General features: G+C 70.6%; 17 protein-coding genes and 1 pseudogene. 2 read left to right on the forward strand and 16 right to left on the reverse strand.

Annotated features, from left to right (window positions below):
- Both BMW99_RS34125 and BMW99_RS34130 read left to right on the forward strand, forming a co-directional pair.
- A pseudogene (locus BMW99_RS34125) lies at nucleotides 1–870 on the forward strand (hypothetical protein); the annotation flags it as partial.
- Nucleotides 871–1218: 348 nt separating this feature from the next.
- Complete coding sequence (locus tag BMW99_RS34130) at nucleotides 1219–1422, forward strand: hypothetical protein (RefSeq protein WP_069462651.1); 204 nt, start codon at nucleotides 1219–1221, stop codon at nucleotides 1420–1422.
- Between the two features lie 112 nt (nucleotides 1423–1534).
- Here BMW99_RS34130 and BMW99_RS34135 read toward each other — a convergent pair whose 3' ends face one another.
- The 16 genes from BMW99_RS34135 to BMW99_RS34210 all read right to left on the reverse strand — a co-directional run bounded on the left by BMW99_RS34135 (nucleotide 1535) and on the right by BMW99_RS34210 (nucleotide 18102).
- On the reverse strand, nucleotides 1535–4963 hold the full coding sequence (locus tag BMW99_RS34135) for a LysM peptidoglycan-binding domain-containing protein (RefSeq protein WP_069462650.1): 3429 nt from the start codon (nucleotides 4961–4963) through the stop codon (nucleotides 1535–1537).
- A gap of 14 nt (nucleotides 4964–4977) precedes the next feature.
- Nucleotides 4978–5424 (reverse strand): TadE/TadG family type IV pilus assembly protein, encoded by a 447-nt coding sequence (locus BMW99_RS34140; protein ID WP_069462649.1) that lies wholly within the window; start codon nucleotides 5422–5424, stop codon nucleotides 4978–4980.
- Nucleotides 5421–5882: a TadE/TadG family type IV pilus assembly protein gene (locus BMW99_RS34145; protein WP_107451495.1), complete on the reverse strand. Its 462-nt coding sequence runs from the start codon at nucleotides 5880–5882 to the stop codon at nucleotides 5421–5423. Before BMW99_RS34145 ends, BMW99_RS34140 begins: the two co-directional genes overlap by 4 nt.
- The gene (locus tag BMW99_RS34150; protein WP_245791742.1) at nucleotides 5879–6292 is read right to left on the reverse strand and encodes a TadE/TadG family type IV pilus assembly protein; all 414 of its coding nucleotides are present in this window, start codon (nucleotides 6290–6292) and stop codon (nucleotides 5879–5881) included. Before BMW99_RS34150 ends, BMW99_RS34145 begins: the two co-directional genes overlap by 4 nt.
- Before the next feature lie 27 nt (nucleotides 6293–6319).
- Nucleotides 6320–6526 (reverse strand): hypothetical protein, encoded by a 207-nt coding sequence (locus BMW99_RS34155; RefSeq protein WP_069462648.1) that lies wholly within the window; start codon nucleotides 6524–6526, stop codon nucleotides 6320–6322.
- 21 nt (nucleotides 6527–6547) lie between these two features.
- The gene (locus BMW99_RS34160; protein ID WP_069462647.1) at nucleotides 6548–7429 is read right to left on the reverse strand and encodes a type II secretion system F family protein; all 882 of its coding nucleotides are present in this window, start codon (nucleotides 7427–7429) and stop codon (nucleotides 6548–6550) included.
- Nucleotides 7426–8352 carry a type II secretion system F family protein gene (locus tag BMW99_RS34165; RefSeq protein WP_069462646.1) on the reverse strand — a complete coding sequence of 309 codons (927 nt, stop codon included), beginning with the start codon at nucleotides 8350–8352 and terminating at the stop codon, nucleotides 7426–7428. Before BMW99_RS34165 ends, BMW99_RS34160 begins: the two co-directional genes overlap by 4 nt.
- Complete coding sequence (locus BMW99_RS34170) at nucleotides 8352–9749, reverse strand: CpaF family protein (protein ID WP_069462667.1); 1398 nt, start codon at nucleotides 9747–9749, stop codon at nucleotides 8352–8354. The genes BMW99_RS34165 and BMW99_RS34170 overlap by 1 nt, the downstream gene beginning before the upstream one ends.
- Before the next feature lie 97 nt (nucleotides 9750–9846).
- Nucleotides 9847–10659: a hypothetical protein gene (locus BMW99_RS34175; protein ID WP_069462645.1), complete on the reverse strand. Its 813-nt coding sequence runs from the start codon at nucleotides 10657–10659 to the stop codon at nucleotides 9847–9849.
- A complete protein-coding gene (locus tag BMW99_RS34180) occupies nucleotides 10659–11387 on the reverse strand; it encodes an SAF domain-containing protein (protein WP_245791743.1) in 729 nt (242 codons plus the stop codon). The genes BMW99_RS34175 and BMW99_RS34180 overlap by 1 nt, the downstream gene beginning before the upstream one ends.
- A gap of 28 nt (nucleotides 11388–11415) precedes the next feature.
- Nucleotides 11416–12123, reverse strand: a complete 708-nt coding sequence (locus BMW99_RS34185; protein WP_143080595.1) for an ATP/GTP-binding protein — start codon at nucleotides 12121–12123, stop codon at nucleotides 11416–11418.
- A 257-nt stretch (nucleotides 12124–12380) separates the two neighbouring features.
- Nucleotides 12381–12908, reverse strand: a complete 528-nt coding sequence (locus BMW99_RS34190) for a hypothetical protein (protein ID WP_143080596.1) — start codon at nucleotides 12906–12908, stop codon at nucleotides 12381–12383.
- 299 nt (nucleotides 12909–13207) lie between these two features.
- Nucleotides 13208–13567, reverse strand: a complete 360-nt coding sequence (locus BMW99_RS40960; RefSeq protein WP_141726046.1) for a hypothetical protein — start codon at nucleotides 13565–13567, stop codon at nucleotides 13208–13210.
- On the reverse strand, nucleotides 13567–14520 hold the full coding sequence (locus BMW99_RS34200) for a replication-relaxation family protein (protein ID WP_069462641.1): 954 nt from the start codon (nucleotides 14518–14520) through the stop codon (nucleotides 13567–13569). The genes BMW99_RS40960 and BMW99_RS34200 overlap by 1 nt, the downstream gene beginning before the upstream one ends.
- 2 nt (nucleotides 14521–14522) lie before the next feature.
- Complete coding sequence (locus BMW99_RS34205) at nucleotides 14523–16982, reverse strand: type IV secretory system conjugative DNA transfer family protein (protein ID WP_141726045.1); 2460 nt, start codon at nucleotides 16980–16982, stop codon at nucleotides 14523–14525.
- A 550-nt stretch (nucleotides 16983–17532) separates the two neighbouring features.
- Complete coding sequence (locus tag BMW99_RS34210; RefSeq protein WP_069462639.1) at nucleotides 17533–18102, reverse strand: GNAT family N-acetyltransferase; 570 nt, start codon at nucleotides 18100–18102, stop codon at nucleotides 17533–17535.
- Nucleotides 18103–18104: the final 2 nt, after the last annotated feature.

An 18104-nucleotide genomic window follows, 5' to 3' on the forward strand; every position in this document is an offset into this window, starting at 1 on the left:
CGCCGCAGGGCGCCCATCGAGGCCATCATGCCGCTGCGGCTCGCCAAGTACGGCATACCGCTGTCGGAGACCGCGGACGCGGGCCTCCAGGCCGCTGGCATCGAGGCGCCGGCCACCTTGTGGTCGCGGGCAGCGCCTGTTCCAGCAGGGTTGGAACAGGCGCTGGCCGTGCTGGAACCGGGGGCCGCGGAGTCGGCAGCTGGGGAAGTCCGGCTGGAACGGGCGCCTTCCGATGGCCTGGTCGCGGCGGCCACGGCCGGCCAGGTCGGCGAGCCAGAGGCCACATCGGCACTGTCCGAAAGGGAAGCCCGCGAGTTCGCGCAGTACCAGGCGTTCGTCCGGCAGTACGGTGGCTTCCCCGCCGCCGAGGAGTTGCAGGCGTTCACGAGTTCCACGCCTGCCGACCCGCTGACTGACGCGTTCCACCGGGAAGAGGGCCCTGAGCTGCCATTGGAACGCCAGGCCGGGTGGAACGAGCTGCAGGACGACACTGCAGCGCTGGAATTCCAGCCGCCGTTCCAAGCCGAGGACGGCCCCGTCGCCGGGGCTGCCCCGTACGCCGGCGTCCCGGTCGCCCGACAGGGTGCTCCTGCTGGAACACGAGTCGTCCACGCCCGGGTGACACAACAACCACAGCAGCGGGCTCTCCTGGAGCCGTTCCAGGAGGAAGCCACGGAGGAGAGCGGGGACCAGTTGGAATCGCTGCCGGCCGGCAAGGCCGGTCTCCGGATGCTGTTCCAACGCCTCACCCCGGCCGAGCGGGACCAGCCCGACAACCGGCTCGCCCCCGCGTTGGCAGAGCAGGTCGGGCTGTCCGTGGGAACCGCTCGCAAGTACCTGGGCGCGATCCGGCGAGAGGAATCCGCGTAGGCCCGCCGCGGCGCACAGCCCCGTTCCAACCTCTGCACCAAACAGGCTTGGAATGGCTTGGAACGGGGCGACTCGGGCGCTTCGGCGTGGTCTGAGACCGGGCACGCCACTCAGCACTCTCCGAGTTCAGCCCTCGCTGCCCGGGCCCCTCCCGTAGCCGGGTTGCGCCGTCCGACCGCCATGGCAGGCGGTTGCTCAGATGCTTGCACCGCCCGGTTGCACCGCAGGCCAGAGCGGAGAAGGCGCATCCACGAACCACAGCCGGACACGCTTGGGGACGCGGTGGTGCAACCGGCTCGGTGACCGGTTGCACCACGACCACGGTCACTCCTGAGGCACCATCGGCCCATGGACGACACGCGCTGGACGGACGTCACGCTCCACGGCGGCCCGCTGGACGGCATGACCACGGTGGTAGATGCCGACGATCCAGAGCCCGGTGTTGGAATCCTGGCCGACGGGTGTTCCCACCCCGGCGGCCGTAGCTGGTACGAGCCCGACGCCGATGGGGTGTGGCGGTGGACCCACGACATCCCCTGGGACGCGATGTAGCCCCGCATAGGAACTGTTGGAATCGAGGTGCGCTCCTGGATTCCGCCCTCGTGGCGCCATGTCTCCAGGCTGCACAGACAGCCCCAGCCGACCCGTCCCGCCGTGGTGAGAATCAGGAGCGCGGCGCGCTGGCCGGCAGCAGGCTCCGCAGGACGTCCACGGTCGCGTCTTCCATGTCCGAGCCCAGCTCGTCACACAGCAGCCCCAGCTGCTGTGCGGCGCGCTCCAGGCCGTCATGGTCCCCGAGTGCGTGCCGCGCCTGGAAGACCAGCCGGTACAGCCGCTCGGACTCCGGTGACGCGTCCAAGCCGCGGGTTGCCGCCCACAGCGCGCCTCGAGGATCGCCGACGTCCAGTCGCCGTTGCGCCAACTGCGCCGCGGTGTCGGTGATCGCCGAGATCATGTCCTGCGCGAGGTTCTCCGCCCACACGTAGCGGCGGGCTGGCGCCCCGGCGAAGGGCCGGCCGCGGACCAGTTCCAAGGCCAGGCGCAGGAGCCGGTCGCCGGTCTCGCCCGGTGTGGCGAGCCCCGTCGCGGTCATGTCCTGGAACTGGTCCCAGTCGCTGGTGACCGTGTTGGCCATGCGGTACAGAGCGTCTTCGGTGGAAGCCACCAGCGGCAGGAACTTGTCGCCGGCGTTGTCTGCGCCCAGCCAGCTCCGCAGCCTGGTGATCCAGGGGTTGCGGGTCTTGCGGGACACGTTCCGCCCGGGCCAGATCGCCTCGTCTAGGGCGTGGTGGTCTTGGCCCGGGTGGAGGATCATCCACGCGGCGATCTCGGTGACGGTGCGGCGGTTCTTGCTGTCCACGGTGCCGCGTGCGCCGATCACGTCGACCGGCCCGAGAACGCGGATCACCGGCGCCTCCAGCACCGGCGCTTCCGGGCTGGTCGCCACCACGGCGACGTCCTCGTGGAGGGGAGCCGCGGGTCCGGCGTCAGGCGCGTCCTCCAGATCCGGACCATCGGTGGGGGAGGGGAGGTCGCGCTCCAGGGACTCATCCGTGGCCGTCGCCTGTTCGGTGTCGTCCAGGTCGAAAGACGCGAACTTGGCCATCAACCCGCCGGGGCCCGACGGTCGCCCACTGCCCTGCGAGGCCGTGTCCGACGGCGGCGGGAACGGCGCTGCAGTCAGCGGCGCGTCGGTCGGGCCGGGTGACAGCACAGGGGCCGGCAGCTCCGCGGCCGCAGACGCGATCCGTTCCTCGAGTACTTCCGCGTCCGTCGCGACTGGAGCCGGAACGTTGGCCGGCTGCGGGGGAGCGTCGGGGGTGGTGTCGTCGCTGAGCGCCACCAGGTCGACCAGGTCGGCATAGTCGGCGTCCGGGAGCAGCTGCAGATCGGCGGTTACGGCAGCGCCCGGCACGCTCACCTGCCCGGCGGCCGTGTCCAACCAGAAGGCATCGTCGGGGAGGTCTCCGGGGCCGTCTGCGGTGGTGATGACGACCGTTGCGGTGCGCGGCGCCAGCGCGGCCAGGTCGACGAGCGGCTCCTGGCCGTCGTCGCCGGCGTCGCTGAGGTCGGCGAGGACGATGTGCGGTGTCCATGCGGCGCCCTGGTCCTCGCCGATGAGCCGCGCCTGCCGAACTGTGGGCTTCCCGACGGCGGCAAGGGCCCGCGTCTGGTCGCTGTGATGGGCTGTCGCCGCACGTGCCGCGGCACGCACCGAGGGTGCGGCGGTGAAGCGTTCCGGCAGCAACTCCGGCAGCCGAGGGCAGGCCTGATCCCCGAACACGGTCACGTCCAGGTGATCGGCGTAGCGGCTGGTCGCCAGTTCGATCGCGATCGCGCGCAGGACCTGGAGCCGGTCCGGGCCGGTGATGTGGAGCAGCGGGTACTGCTCCAAGTCGACTAGCACCGTCCAGCCGTTGCCGTCACCGCCGAGAGTGATGAGCGCCGGGTAGGGGGCGTCGACCGTGTCAGTGGCGTCCGGACCGAGGAGTTCGCTGCTGCCGGTCGGGCAGTGCCACCGGGCCAGATCGCCGTTGACGGCAGCGAACGGCGGCACGGCGGCCGCGGGCGCCTGCAGGTGGAGGTCGAGCCCGCTGGGGGTGAGGACCGCGGCCGCGATCGCCGGCAGTTCCTGGCCGGCGGCAGCCAGGTGCACCGCTGCGGTGCGCAGCGCTGCGTCGACCATCACCGCCGCGTCCGGGTGCTCGGTCGCACGCAGCGCCCGCTCGGTCGCCGCGGCACTGCCGGCCGGCATAGCGATGCGGCGACCGGGCTGTCGCCGGCGCTGCTGGAAGACGCGGCGTGCGGCGAGCATCGTCAGTACGGCGGCCGCCAGGAGGCCGCCGCCGAGGGCGTACAGCGGCATGCGGCTGCCGGTTGCGGTGGCGTGCGCGGCGGTCGACGACGGGGCCGCGGCGTCCGGGGCCGACGGCGCCGCGGTGGGGGAGTCGCTGGTGTGCGGATCCGCTGTGGTGCCAGGCGTGCTGGCCCCCACAGAGGGCGTAGTGCTCGGCTGGTCCTGCGGAGTTGTCGCCGGGGGCGTGGCCGGTGCGGGTGCAACCAGCGCGGGTCCCGTCGCGGCAGGCGGCGCCGACGGCTGGGCGTGGTGGTGCTGTTCCGTGGCGGGCGGGGCGCTGTGAGCGGTGGAGTTCTGCTCGGGGAGCAGCAGGATCTCGCGTGGGTAGATCAGGTCAGGATCGGTCAGGCGGTGGCCCTCGGGTTGCGGCTGACCCTGGTTGAGGTGGTAGATCTCCGGCCACTCATCGGGGGCGCCGAGCTCGCTTTGTGCGATGCCGGACAGAGATTCCCCAGCCCGAACTGTGTGGGTGCGCGAAGGCCCTGTGCCGTCGCTCGCGGCTGCGTGGTGCGGGGCGTGGGACGGCAGGTGCAGGATCCACCCGGGCTGGATGGGCCCGTCGGCGCGGAAGTGGGTGCCGTCGACCATGGTCCGGCCGGTGTTCAGGTCGGCGATCTCCTGCCACCGGTTGCCGTCGCCGAGTTGCTGCTTGGCGATCGACCACAAGCTCTCCGCGGGGCGTACTTGCTGGACCGTGTACGTGACGATCCCGTCCCGATGACCGGCCCGGTGCTCCTGACCCATGGCAGGGGGCCTGGCGGTGCTCCCGGGCGTGGTGGTGCCCGCCTGGACCGGCGCGCTGGCCACCGGCGTGGCGGCCTGCGCCGGTGTCGAGGTGGAGGCCAGCGCGGTGCCGGCCGGCAGCACGAGGAAGATCGCGCCGACCAGGGTGGCCGCGGTGCGTTGCCCCAGCAGGCCCTTGAGTTGCGGGGCGGTGCGGCCGGCGAGTTGGGCAGGGATCTCCATCAGCACGGAGGCGGCGAACATGCCCCAGCCGATCCAGCCGACGACGGCGAGCGCGAGCAGGAAGACCTGCCCGCTGTCCTGGGTTGACAGCAGATGCCCCATCGCCCGGACCCCGTCGGGCCCGACGACGGCTGTGGCCCACCACAGCAGCGCCGGGATGCCGACCAGCAGCACCAGCAGCAGCCCGAGGCTGACCAGGGCCCGTAGGACGGCGCCGGCTGCCGAGCCGGGCCGCCGCCGTGTGCCGGAGGTGGGGGAGGGCTGAGGCATCGCAACGATCCTTGTCAGTCGGGGTTCTGTACGCCGTGCAGCAGCTTCGCGCTGCCGTGTCCGGTCACGGGGAGGGAGCCTATGCCGACCACCGGCAGGAACTTGGTGGCGTAGGAGCCGGTGACCGTCACCGTGATGCTGGTGCGATCGGGCGAGATGTTGACGTGACCACGCGCGCCTGCCTGGTGCAGGAACGCGTAGGCGGCGGCCCGTGCGGCTTGCGGGTCGACGCGGTAGGCGGTTCCGGTGATCGCGGCGGCGGGGTCGAGAGCTTGGCCGCCGGCGCGGGCGGCCTCCATCGCCACGGTGTCTGCGCGCTCGGTTTCGCGTAGTTTTCCGCCGCCGTCGACGACCAGGCCGATGATGCCCAGCAGCATCACGGTCACGATCGCGGTGTACACCGCGATCCCGCCACGGTCGTCGGCGGCCCGCGGCTTGAGGGCCTTCCACTGGCGGATCATCCGTCGGCCTGCCGGGACCGGTAGGCGTCCACTGTGGATGTGGCGCTGCTGGTGAGGGTCTTGTGGCCGGGAGCTCCGGGCAGCAGCAGGTCCGACAGGTCGACGGTGCACCTCACGGTCACGTGGACGTATCCGACTTGGCCGACGGGCACAGCGAGCCCGCCGACGTCGACCTGTACGTCTGTGCTGGTGCAGTGGATCCCCTGGTCGTCCAGGGACTTGGCAGCCGCGGTGTCGGCGGCGGCTTGCGCCGCGGCGGGGGTGCGTTGGATGGACGCGGCCCGGGCGGCGTCCTCTGCCGCTGTGTCAATCTTCCCGCCGGAGATGACCAGGCGGCCGGCGGCGATGGCCATGCACACGAAGGCGATCAGCAGTGGAGTGACGATCGCGGCCTGGATCGCCTCGCTGCCGCGATCCTCACGCAGCCGTCCGCGCAAGCAGGCCAGGTGGCGGTTCACGGCGCCGTCCACTGCTCGCGGGTCGCGGACGCGGATTGCGAGACGTGCAGGTCCGGGATGCCCGGCAGCATGCTGATCGCGGATCCGGACACGGTGATCGTCACCGTGTCGTTGGTGCTTCCGTCGGTCGACACCGCGCTGTCGCGCAGGCTGTCACCGCCGATCCGATCCAGCGTGGCCCGGGCGCGCGCTGCCCCGTCGCCGGGGGTGGACTGGTAGCCACGGCCAGCGTTGACGCCTTCGCGGGCAGCCGTCAGCGCGATGTCCCGGGCGTGAAACCACATGGCTGTCTGCACGACTGCGATGGTCAGCGCGATGACGAACGGGAACACGATCGCCATCTGAATGCTGGCGTCACCGTCGTCGCGCCGCATGCGCGTCCGCACCGAGGTCGCCCACGCGCCCACCATCGTCCCTCCCCACATCGTCGATGCCCGTCAGATCCCGGACAGCTTGCCGTTGTACTTGGAGATGACCACGGCGATGGTGCCGGCGATGACCAGGGCGCCGGCGACCGCGGCGACCCAGATGATGACGGTGGTGATCGAGATGTCGCCGCGGTCGCTTCCACGGGCCCGACCGGCTTCGAGCCGGTCCTGGACCCACTGGGAGACCCCGGCGAGACGGACAGCCAACGTGCGCATGATGCGTACTCCTTCAGGTACTTAGGTGGTCAGGATGCGGATGACGGCAGGAAAAGCGATCAACAGCATGACCAAGACGGCGAGGAACGCGCCGGGCGCGGTCATCTTCTCGGAGTCGGCGTTGGCCTCAGTGGCCTGGTCCGACAACAGCTCGGTGCGCAAGTTCCTGGCGCGGGACCGGAGCGTGGCGTAGACGGAAGCGCCGTCGTCGGACGACTGCCGCATGATCGCGGCCAGGTCGTCCAGGACCGGCAGATCCAGCTCGGCAGTCAGCCGTCCCAGCGACTCCCAGTGCGGGACCTTGTCCACTCGCGAGCGGGCCAGCGCCTGCTGGATCCGGACGAACGCCCAACCGCTGCCGACCTCCGCGGCCTGCTCCATGGCCTGCTCCGCCGACACATTCCCGGCGCGCTTGAGGGCGACCAGGTCCAGGTAGGCGGCCATGGCGTGCGCGAACTCCTCACGAGCCCGCTTGGCCTGGTCGCGCAGGGACAGGTCCGGGGCGATCCACAACACCGCGCCGGCTAGCAGCCCGACGACCGCGGGCAGGTAGATCGGCATGCCCAACAGCAGAAACGGGACCGTGGCCAGCGGCGGCAGCAGCAGGCCCGCGCCGGCCAGCGCCACCTTGGTCAGCATGAACTTCCCCGCGGACTGGCCGACCAGGGCGAGGTTCTGGTGCGGGATACTCACCCCGGGCAGGTGCCCGAGGTGGTCCACCAGCCAGGCACCCCACCGCTCGTCACGGTCGTCCCCGACGGTCTCCGGCCGGATCGCAGCGGGCTGGTTCAGGCGCTGCAGCGCCGGTCCCAGCGCGGGCGCCGGCAACGCCAACTCCTTGATGAGCAGGGCCACCCCGGCACCGACCGTGCAGCCAGCAATGACCGCTCCGACGGGAATCACGACACCTCCTGGAACGTCGCATCCGAAGCCGCCGGCGCTGCGGTGGCGACGCGGGATCGCGGGTCGGCGATCAGGAACCGCGGGATCGGCTTGTGGTCGGCGAGCTGCCGCATCCACGCCAGCACCCCGATGAACCCCGCAACCAGCAGCGACAGCACCAACTGTCCGAGCAGCGTGCTGTAAGGGCGGGTGTAGCCCGGCACCAGGAACCCGACAACAGCCACCGTCAAAGTGATGATCGTCATCCACCGCACCGTGGTGCGGGGCTTGGCGCGGTCGCTTTCGATCGCCCGGCGCTTGGCGACCTCCTCGTGGACCGACTCCGCCAGGTCCTCCAGCGCCTGGGCCAGGCCCGGGCCGCGGTCGGACGCGGACAGGATCAGCGCGGCCACGATCTTGTCAGCGGTCACGTCGTCCAGCGCGTCACCGAACAGCCGCAGCGCATCGGAGGCCCGCCAGCCGACCTGCAGCCGGTCGACCAGGTCACCGACCTCCGTCGCGATCGCGTCGGGCACACCCTTGCGGGAAATCTGCAGCGCCTCGTCCAAGCCGCGACCCAACCGCAAGACGTTGCTCAGCCGCAGCGTCCAGTCACCCAACGCCTCCAACTTCGCGATCCGCACGGCAGCGCCCCGGGTCGGGGCCAGCAGCCACGGCACGCCCGCGACCGCGAGCATCACCAGCACCCCAGCGACGAACACACCGGTGACCAGCCACACGATGGCGCCTGCCACGGCGCCGATGACCAGCCGGGTACGGCGCCGCATCCGCGCGTCCAGGTCGGCCTGCCCGGTGCGGGCCCTCAGCCGCAACAACAGCGACGGCCCTTGGGGGGCGTCAGTGCCGACGATCCCGGCGACCAGCCCCACCAAGCCGGCGGACAAGACAAGGCCGGCCACCACCCACAACAGCAAGCCCGTCATCAGGACGCCTCCTGGATCTTCAAGGGCAGCTCGCCCGGCCAGGTCCCGCGGGGATGGTTGAGCAGGTCGGAGTCGAAGCCGGCCCGGCGCAGGTCGTTGATGCACCGCGGGTGCATCAACGGGACCGCCCGCTGCTCGCCCCACTCCGGGCGCGGCCCGAAGATCTGATTGGTCTCGGGTCGGCCGCCCTCGCCGATGCCCGTCACCTCCAGGACATGGGAGATGAACCGGTGCCGATGCCCACCGATCTTCGTCTCATCCACGGAGTTGACGAACACGATGAAGTGAAGGCCGTTCGCGGCCTGCCGGTACGCCAACTGCTCGGACATGTTGGCCTGTGCCAGCAGGTACAGCTCCGCGATCCGGTCGAACACGACGCTGGGATGGATGGCGTGCAGCGTGCAAAGGTTCCCTCCCTGCCCGTTCGTCATCGCCTGCAGCATCGCGACGATCTCCGGACCACGGACCTCACCGACCACGATCCGCGCCAACGACATGCGCAGCGCCCGGTACATCAGGTCCATCAGCGAGATCTCGCCCGCCCGCGCGCCGTCGACCCGCTCGCCGTTGGACTCCCGCGCCTCCATCGGCACGACCTGGGTGTGCCAGTCGTTCTCGTGCGCGAACAGCTCGAACTCCGTCTCCAAAGTCGCGAAGCGTTCGTCGCGCGGGATCTCCTTGAGCAGCGCACGCAGCAGCGTGGTTTTCCCGGCCGCCTGCCCGCCGACGATCATGATGTTCTTCTCCGCGGCGATCGCCGCCCGCAGGAAGTAGCCCAGGGTGCTGTCGAGCATCCCGAGCTTCACCAGGTGCGACAGGTCCGCGTGACGCATGCTGTGTCGGCGGATCGTCACGTAGGTGCCCGGCGTGACGTCGATGACCGCCTGCAACCGACTGCCGTCGGCCAGCCGGAGCGCCAGGAACGGGTCCGCCGTCGACAGCGACCTCTCGTTCTGGCCGGTGGTGCGCCGCGCGAGGTCGCGCAGCAGCTCCCGCAGCTCCTCATCGCTGTCGGCGACTGGCGGCACCTGCACCCGCTGCCCGTCGGTGAAGTCCAGCCACACATCGCGGTAGCCGTTGATGAAGATGTTCTCCACCGCCGGATTGTCCAGATGCTGCTGTAGCCGGCCGGCGCGGAACTGCAGATCGAAAACGGCCTGGGCGATCGCAGCATCCTCAGCCGCGGTCGTCGACTCCTCGCGTTTGACCGCCTCAGCATCCGCCCAGATCGCCACCTGCTCGTTGATCAGAGCACGGCCCTGCTGCTCCTGCGCCGCCAAGCTCATCCCCGGCTGCGCACGCAGCAGGTCCGTCAGCCGTTCCCCGACTTCCCGCTTGATCAGGCGGACCGCTCCGTAGTCGACGACGACCTGGGGAACAGCCGAGTCGCCGACCATGCCCGGGGTGTGCGCCCGCCCTGCGGCCTGCGCGCCGATGGTCGTGCCCTGCCAGCCTGCAGGCAGCTGCGTGACGCCGGGGTTGGCGTGGAGCGGGTTAGCGCGCACCAGAAGCCTCCCTGCCACCGGCCGCCGGCTGACCCAGCCGGGAGCGACGGGTGGCGATCATCTGTCGCAGCCGGGTCGTCGACGTGCGCGCCGCCCGCATCAACTCGCCCTGCTCGAAACGGCGGGGCTGCTCCGCGCCGTCGGACAGCACAGCCGCCTGCTCCGGCTGCCACGGCAGCACCGCCACCACCTCGGCCTGCAAAGTCCGCTGGATCTCATCGCGCCCGAAGGGGCCGCCTTCCACCAGGACCAGGCCGATCTGCGCGGCCCCGCCCAGCTGGTCACGAAGTGCAGCCAGCCGCACCTGAGCGCTCTGCAGGCCGCGCAAGCTGTTGCGGGTGACCATCAGCACCACGTCGGCGCGCTGCGCCAAGACCGACGAAGGCCCGACCGCGCCACGGCGGCCGAGGTCGACGATCACATCGTGCTGGTACTGCTCGATTCCCGTGAACAGGTTGGCCAGCTGCTCCCACACCGGCCCCAGCGAGGACGCGTGCGCCGGGTCGTACAAGCCGGGCAGGACCAAGCGGTCCCTGCTGCCGGCGTCGGTGACATCGACCAGCTGCCGCCAGAACGCCTCACCGAGCTGCCCCTGGCGGCCCGCCAGTGCGAGGTTGCGCAGGCCGTGGGAGTTGGCCATGGTGCCCTGCAGAGCGCCTGGCAGGATCGCGCCGCCGTCCGGGTCGCACTCGGCCAGCACGATCTTGTGACCTGCCTCGAGCGGCCACGTCAGCAGCAGCGCCATCGCGGTGGTCGTCACACCCGGTGCGCCCAGGCCGCCGGCCAAAGCGACGACGGCCATCAGTTGCCGTCCCGGGACGCGACGATCAGCGCCACGTTGCCGGTCGCGACCCGAGCGGCCAACGCGGGGCCGTCGCCGGCCGGCACGGCCACGTCGACGGTCACCGTGCCGGTGCCGGTCTGCGGGTCTCCGACCTTAACCACGGTCGCCGACAGCGTTGCAGGCGGCACGTCAGCGCCGCTGCTCGACTTGCTGCCCGCCGCCGCGTTCGGGTCCGGCGTCGACACGATCAGCACCTTCTGGCCCGCCGACAACGGCGACGCCGGCAGCTGCGAGGGCTTCAAGCTCACCCCGACCAGCGTCTCGGTCGGCCCCACCAGCGTCTGGCGCGTCACCTCCGACGGCGAAAGCAAGCTGCCGGCCTTCAGATCCACCGCGGCGCGCTGGCCGATCAGCGTCTTCTCGCCAGACGCCTTCACCGCCTTGACCGCCGGATCCAGCGCGATGGAGGCCTCGGTCAGGTCAGTCTGGGTAATCTGCGCGCCGATCGGCACGTCGCGGGCGACCACCACTACGGACGTGCGATGCCCAGAGGAGGTGTACAGGACGGCACCGGACAGGCCGCCGACGGCAATCAGCGCGACCGACAGGGCGATCAGGCCCGGGCGGCGTCGTCGCTGGCGCACCATGCGCGGCGCCGCGACGGGCGGGGCTGACGGCGGCCCGGCAGGTCCGGGGAAGTGCTGCCCGGCGGCGGGCCCGGGCACGGGGCTGGTGGTCTGGCTCACGATCTGTTGCCTCCTGGACGTCACCGGCCTACTGGCCGACGACCTGCACTTCGCCGATGCGGATCTGGACCTGGGAGGTCCTGGTGGTGGTCAAGTCGCCCTGCTGGCCGCCGCCGACCCAATGCACAGCCCAGGTCGACGTCGCGGTCACCGTGTAGGTGCCGGTCCGGGCGTAGCCGGCGAATCCGCACTGCCCACTGTCGGCGGCCGGCACCGAAGTGCCGTAGGCCGCCGCGTACGGGACGCCGGGGAAGGCACAGGCGACGCTGGTGCCGTTCCCGAAGTTCCACGCCACCGACTGCACGTGTGCGGTCGCGGTGACGGTGACCCCGAGCGCGGTTGCCGACGCGGACGTCGGACCGGTCGTACGCGCGCCCTTCCCGTTCCAGACCCAGACCGGCAGACCCACGCTGCCGCCCTTGCTGTCGGGCTTCGGCGCGATCCCGACGTTCGCGCCCTCCAGGCGCATCTTCGTCACGGCCTGCTGCGCGAGTGCTGCGACGTCGGGGCCGCCGCCGAACCCGGGCGGGGGACTGGCCCGCCAGAAGTCACCGCCTAACAGGACGCGATTCTGGCCGGGAATGTCAGGGCATGTGACCCTGTAGAACTTCCCCTTGCTGGTGTCGCTGCCGTCGGTCGGGTAGCCGTTGGCCAGCTTGTTCATCGGATCGTCCGCGGACGGCTGGGGCTCCATGAGGCGCCAATAGCACTCGTTGAGGGAGCTGAACCACCCCAAGTCGTCTCGATAGCACGGAACTTCGGAGCCCCCCATCAGGCATTTAGCCTGGGTTCCGGTCTGAGTCGGCTTGCCGCCGCCTGTGTCGCCCGGGGATCGGCTGGGCGGTTCGGTGCCACCGGTATGCACGTTGCAGTCAGGTTGTAGTGGCGGGCAGTCCACGCCGCTCCCCGGCGGCGTGGTCGGCGTCGCCCACGCGACGGTCGGGCAGGCCGCTAACACGACAGTGAAGCTCAGCGCGGCAGCGGCGATGGACCTCAGCACGTCCGGTCCCGCTGAATGGTGAGTTCGCTGATCAACCAGTTCTTGCCGTTGAATCGAGCAACCGCAGTCGTCACGTGCCGATACGGTCCCTCGCCACGGGGCACCGCCTTGCCGGTCTTCCTCTCGACCTCCACGTAGTGGGTGGAATCGAGGCAGTCGGTGATCTTTGCCGTGTAGGGCGTGGCCGAGAAGTCGACCGATGTTACGACAGGCATGGAGGACGGCTGGCCGTTCATGACGAATCCGTGGTCCTGGTAGTACAGACCAGTCTGCGAAATGGCGGCGAGGGCCTTGTCGGTCGCGTACAGCTCCAGTTGTGGACTGGTCACCTTGCCCGCATGGTAGGCCGCGGCCGCGGCGCTCCACATGTGGACGTACGCTGCTGCGGCCCCGATCTTGGCCAGCGCGGTGCGATCTGGGCTCGGGGCGGTGCTGGTGCTCACCGTGCTCGTCGGCGGAGCCTTCTCGGCCTTGTCACTGGACTTGCTGCAGCCGGCCGCGGCGGCCATGGCGACAACCACGGCACAGGCCAAGAGCATGTGCCTGGAGACAAGGCGAGTGCGTGTGGGTGTCACGGAACCTCCCCCGCGGGACGCCGGCGCTGTTGTGGGGATCGCGCCAGCCCCGCACCATGTGTGTGATCGCGTGATTGCAGGGTGTTGCTTCCGGCACCCTACGGTGTAATCCCGCCAGGGGGATACGTGATTCCTGGTGCTCATGTGGTGAATTGGGCGTTGCTGGGTTGTAAGTCGCTGGCGGAAATTGACCGAGTGGGGTAATAACCGTGCCACTTCGGGCGTCGCCGGCTTGCGTCGGCGGATCACTTCCCACCCCCTGACGGAGCTGTCGTTGATCGCGGTTCATCCCATGAGGCGCTGTGCAGGGGGCGTTCGGTTCCGGCTGGCTCGCACAGCAGGTCGTCGAGCGTGCCGCCGGGGTGTTGTTGCTGCCATCCGTTCAGCAGCATCTGCAACACGTCGGCGGTGAACTCCCGGTATGCGACCGGCTGCTGCTCACGGGAAGCGAGCCATCCCAGTCGGGCGGCGTGGTCGATTAGCGACTGCAGCTCGGTCAGCAGCGGTGAGGCCGCGATTTGCTGGGGGGACACGCACCGGCTAGCGGCCGGACCGCGCAGGCGCTGACGGAACAGGGTCGCTATGGCCTTGGTGAGTCCGGTCATCAGGCTGCGGCCTTCCCGTCGGTGGTCATCAGGGCATTGGTGGTGGGATCGCCGAAGATGGGGGTCACGATCGGTTCCCACGGCCCGTGGTCCTGCAGCAGTTGCAGGGTGGTGGCGCCGGCGATGAGCCGGGCGGACGAGCGCCGCAGCCGCGGGTCGGCGGCAGCCAGGGACCGCAGGTCGTCGATGCGCCGGCGAAGGCCGACGTCGGTTGCTCCGGTGAGGACGAACAGCAGCCGCGGGAAGACCGGGTAGCGCTCCCGCCACGCCTCTGTGCCAGGGGAGGACGGTGCGGTGCCTCGGCTGCGGCCCGCCGCGGGCGCCGGCACGTACGTGAGGTAGCGGGCGTAGGCGCGGACCTTGTCGGCGAGGCGAGCCGGCCCCATGGTCGCCCTGTCCACCTCGAGGAAGTAGGTGAGCAGCATTCGCCGGTCGGCTTCGTCGTGGACGTACCGCAGGACGGCGTCCGGGACGAACCAGGCGTCGTCGCCGACGCGGGAGTCACCGTCGCGCAGCCGGTGGGCCAGTTCCGGCTCCCAGTCCAGGGGCCCGCACTGGTGTCCGCTGGCCCGCGCGGCGTCCATGAACGCGATGCCGGTGTCGTTGACAGCGAAGGTGTGCTCCTGGAGTTGGCCGGCCGCCGCCGCCTCGCTCATCCGGTACGTCCGTCGCGTCACCTCGCCTGCCGCTTCGACGACGTCGGCGCCCAGCGCAGTGCAGTACCAGGCCATCTCGGTGCCCGAGCCGTGCCGGCGCAGCGTCGCGGCGACCATCTGGCGTTCCCGGAGCCGGTGCAGCTGCTTGCGCACGTAGTCCGCGTTCGCCGCGTGCGGGGTGAGCATCTGCTTGAGCTGCGTGCTGGTCACAAGCCGGTGCTGGTACAGCACGGGTAGCAGGGCCTGCTCGCTCGGGCGCGGGCCGCGGGTGCGCCGCGGGGCCAGGACCTCGGGCATCCTCACGCCACCTCCTTCTTGGTCAGGTGGATCGTGGGTGCGGTGGAAGGAAGGTCGAGGACCAGGTCGCCGCCATCGGCTGGCGGCCGGGCTGTCGGTCCTGCCGGAATTCCGGCGGCGCCGCCCTCCCCGCCCTTGCCGTCGACGCCGGCCAGGTGGGCGAGGATGCGGTCATCGAGTCTCTGCAGGTCGGTGACGATCTCGCCGACGGTGCGGCGGGCCATGTTCTGGTCGACAGCGGCCTCAAGGGCGTCCAGGCCGGCCGGGTTGTAGTAGTCGGCGTACAGGTCGTGAACCGGCACGCCGCGGACCTTGAAGGGCGTGGACCGCTGGTGGCCCACCATCACCGACATCACGTACTCGAAGCGGTTCAAGGACTCCACTGTCTGGTGGCTGACGTGCGGAAAGCGTGCGGTGACGAACCGGGCCTCGTCGGTGTCGGCTGCCGTCGCGGACAGCAAGGACTGGTTCTGCATGAGCGCCTGGCGGGTCGTGTCGCTCAACCGCATGGCCATCTGCGTCGCGACCATGAACCGGATCTCGTACTTCCGGAGCTGCTCCAGGATTTTCGCGATGAAGCCGCGCGACGCGCCGTCGACAGCCTTGAGCTCATCCACCCAGGCCCAGAACTGCCGCAGCTTGTCCGGGTCGGTGTCCTGCCGGGACAGGCCGGCCTGGAACAGGTCGAAGATCAGCAGGCTGGTGATGAGTTCGTCGGCCTCGCCAGTCCCGGACGGTGAGATGAGCACGATCCGCCCGTCGTCCATGGCCTGCCGCACGTTGTAGGTGCTGCGCGGACTGCCCAGGAACGCCCTCAGGCTCAGCGACGCGTACATGCGGTCCAGGATGTTCGTGACGACCGGCACCGCATCGGCGGTGAAGCCCGGGAAGATGTTGCGCCAGAACGCCTGCATGTCGGGCGGTAGTTCCGCGACGACCTCCTGGCGCCACGCCTCGTTCGTCAGCAGCGTCCTGAGCTGGAAGATCGTGGGCTGAAGGTCGGGGCGACCGTCGCGGACCATCCGCAGCGACAGCTCCGCCAGCGCCCACACGCTCTGCGTGAGGATCGTGCGGGCCCGAGGTGCCCCGTCGCCCCAGCCCTGCGCCGAGGCGATCGCGCCGACCACGGAGCCGATGACGTCCTGGATGTCCTCGGGGCGTCGGCCCTCCATTGACAGCAGGTTCCACGACGCGATCGTGTCGGTCATCGCCGGCTTGCCCAGGTTGATCTCCCACAGCCGCGGCAGGATCGCCGGATGGGTCAGGTAGGGCTTGGCCCGAGTGACGGCCGCGCCGTGGGGATCGAGGAACCACACCCCACGGCCGGCGTAGGCGCGGGCGATCGCCTGCACCAGCGACAGCTCCGTCTTACCGAAACCGGACTTGCCGAAGAACGCGCCGAACAGGATGCCGCCCTCGGGCACACCGGCCAAGGCGGTCCGGCCGTCGGACCGCAGGACCATGCCGAGCGGCACCACGCCCTGCTGCCCGCTGTAGACGGGCAGGGTGTCCGGGGCGGCCGGCACCACACCGCCGCACCGCGCCACGTTCGTCGCTGCGCAGGCCTGCGTCGGCGGCTTCAACAGCCCCGCCAGCTCCGCCACGGTCAGCCACTGCCTCTTGGCCGGCGCGAACGCTCCCGAGGCCAGGCGCCGGTCGAATCCCGGCCGTCGCCACCACACGTTGCTGTACGGGCGCCACGCGGTGCGGTGCGGTCCTGCCGGCACCCAGCGGTTTTCACCCGTCCACGCTTCCATAGCGGCCAACAGCTGGTTCAACCGTGCGCGCGCCCGACCCGGATGAGTCGCGGTCACCTGCAGCAGCAGCTGTACCGCGAAGACCGGCTCACCAGGGCGGAACTTGCCCACGCCGTCCGTCAGGTCTGCCTGCCGCGGCACCGGTGCCGGCCTGGTCGGCCGCCCCGACGGTGTGCCGACCACGTCCACGATCGCCGACCACAGCCCACCCAGGGCACCACCCGCACCGGGAACGCTCTCGCCGAACGCGGTGCGGCCGCGCTGCTTGGCGCGCGCCAGCAACTGCCGGCGCCGTCGCGACACCTGCCCGTCCGGGACCGGTACCAGGTCGACCACGACCTCGGCCCCCTCGCTGTTGCCGAGCCCGGCCATCGCCGCGGCGACGCGCTGCAGCGGGTCGGGGCGCGCCCCGGGGGTGGCCAGCGGCCGGTGGTCCTGGCGTGCCAGTACCAGCTCAGCCCGGGCCGCATACACCTTGCGGTCGGACTCGGGAACCGACCGCGCAGCGGGCTCCTTGCGCATCACCACCGCCGCATTCCCAGCGGTCGTCGGAGCCGCTCCCTCGAAGCGAACTCGCGGGATCCGCCAGTCTCCGCTCTGGACGACGTCGACGTCGGAGTACCCCGGCATCCGTAGCACGCTCGCCGCCCGCTCCGGGCCCTCCAGCAGGTACCGCATCGTCCCGCCGCGACTGGTCAGCCGCACCCGTGCACCGGCAGCGCGCCGGGGGATCGACCCTGCGGCCGTCCGGACCGACGCCAGCTGCCCGGCAAACCATGCCATCTCGGCCGGCTCGGGATCGAATGTCCCTGCCGGCAGGAGCTCCACCACCACGCGGCGCGACAGCGCAGCTGCCGCCTGACGGCGCCACCACCACGCCGCGCACCCAGCCGCGGCCAGCGCCACGAGCCCGACGGCCCCAATCCACCAGCCGTAGCCGCTCACGAACCTGGCCACCGCGCTCACCGTCAACCAGCGAGGCCACCAACCGAACAACGGACCTGACATGCCGCCCTCCCGCACATGCTGGGGCGACCTGGCGCCGCCCTCCATCGATGTGCTTCAAGCAGCCGAAACGGGCCCGTTGTGACAGCAGCCGCAAAAAACTTTTGAAAAGTTCGCATCCATCGCGGCGGCTGGCCACGGAGTAGTGCACACGCCCGGCCGTCCCTCCCTCCTGTGACCGGGCAGCCTGATACCCACCGACCTCTGACCGGCGCGCACGGCTCCGCCCGCGTGCGTGGCATTCCATCAATCAGGGCTGCACCTTCAGCAGCAGGAGGTCGAAGGTCGGACCGTCGGGGCCGTTCCGATAGGGGCCGGCGTACCGATATCCAAGGCGGTGGTAGAGGTCCTGTCCGCGGCTGTTGGACGGCAGAGCCAGGAGCGATGACCAGTTCGGCGCGATGGCCTTGATCAGTTGAGCGTGTAGGCGTGAGCCGATGCCTTGTGACTGCCAAGGGGGCCGGACGGCCAACTCGCACAGGCCCATTAGCGGCTGGGTGCGGGCGTCTTCGGGGACCTGGTCGACGAGGTCGGGCCCGAACCAGTACTCGGCGGAGCAGGGGAAGCCGTAGGTGAAGCCGACCGCGGTCCCGCCGGCGTAGGCGACTGCCATCGTCAGGCCCTGATGCCGGGTCACGTGTCCACTGATCTGGCGGTGCAGCGCGGCCACGGACAGACCGGCGCTGGCTGCACCGGGGTTGTCGACGATCTCCGGGTGGGCGTCTGCCCAGATGTCTGCGGCCGCATCAACCAGAGCGGGTACTTGGCCCGGCCCGTAGATGCGGATCACCACGTCGGCGCGGGTGCTCGGAGCGCTCATCG

The sequence above is a fragment of the Actinacidiphila rubida genome (genome assembly GCF_900110255.1).
Taxonomy (GTDB): Bacteria; Actinomycetota; Actinomycetes; order Streptomycetales; family Streptomycetaceae; genus Actinacidiphila; species Actinacidiphila rubida.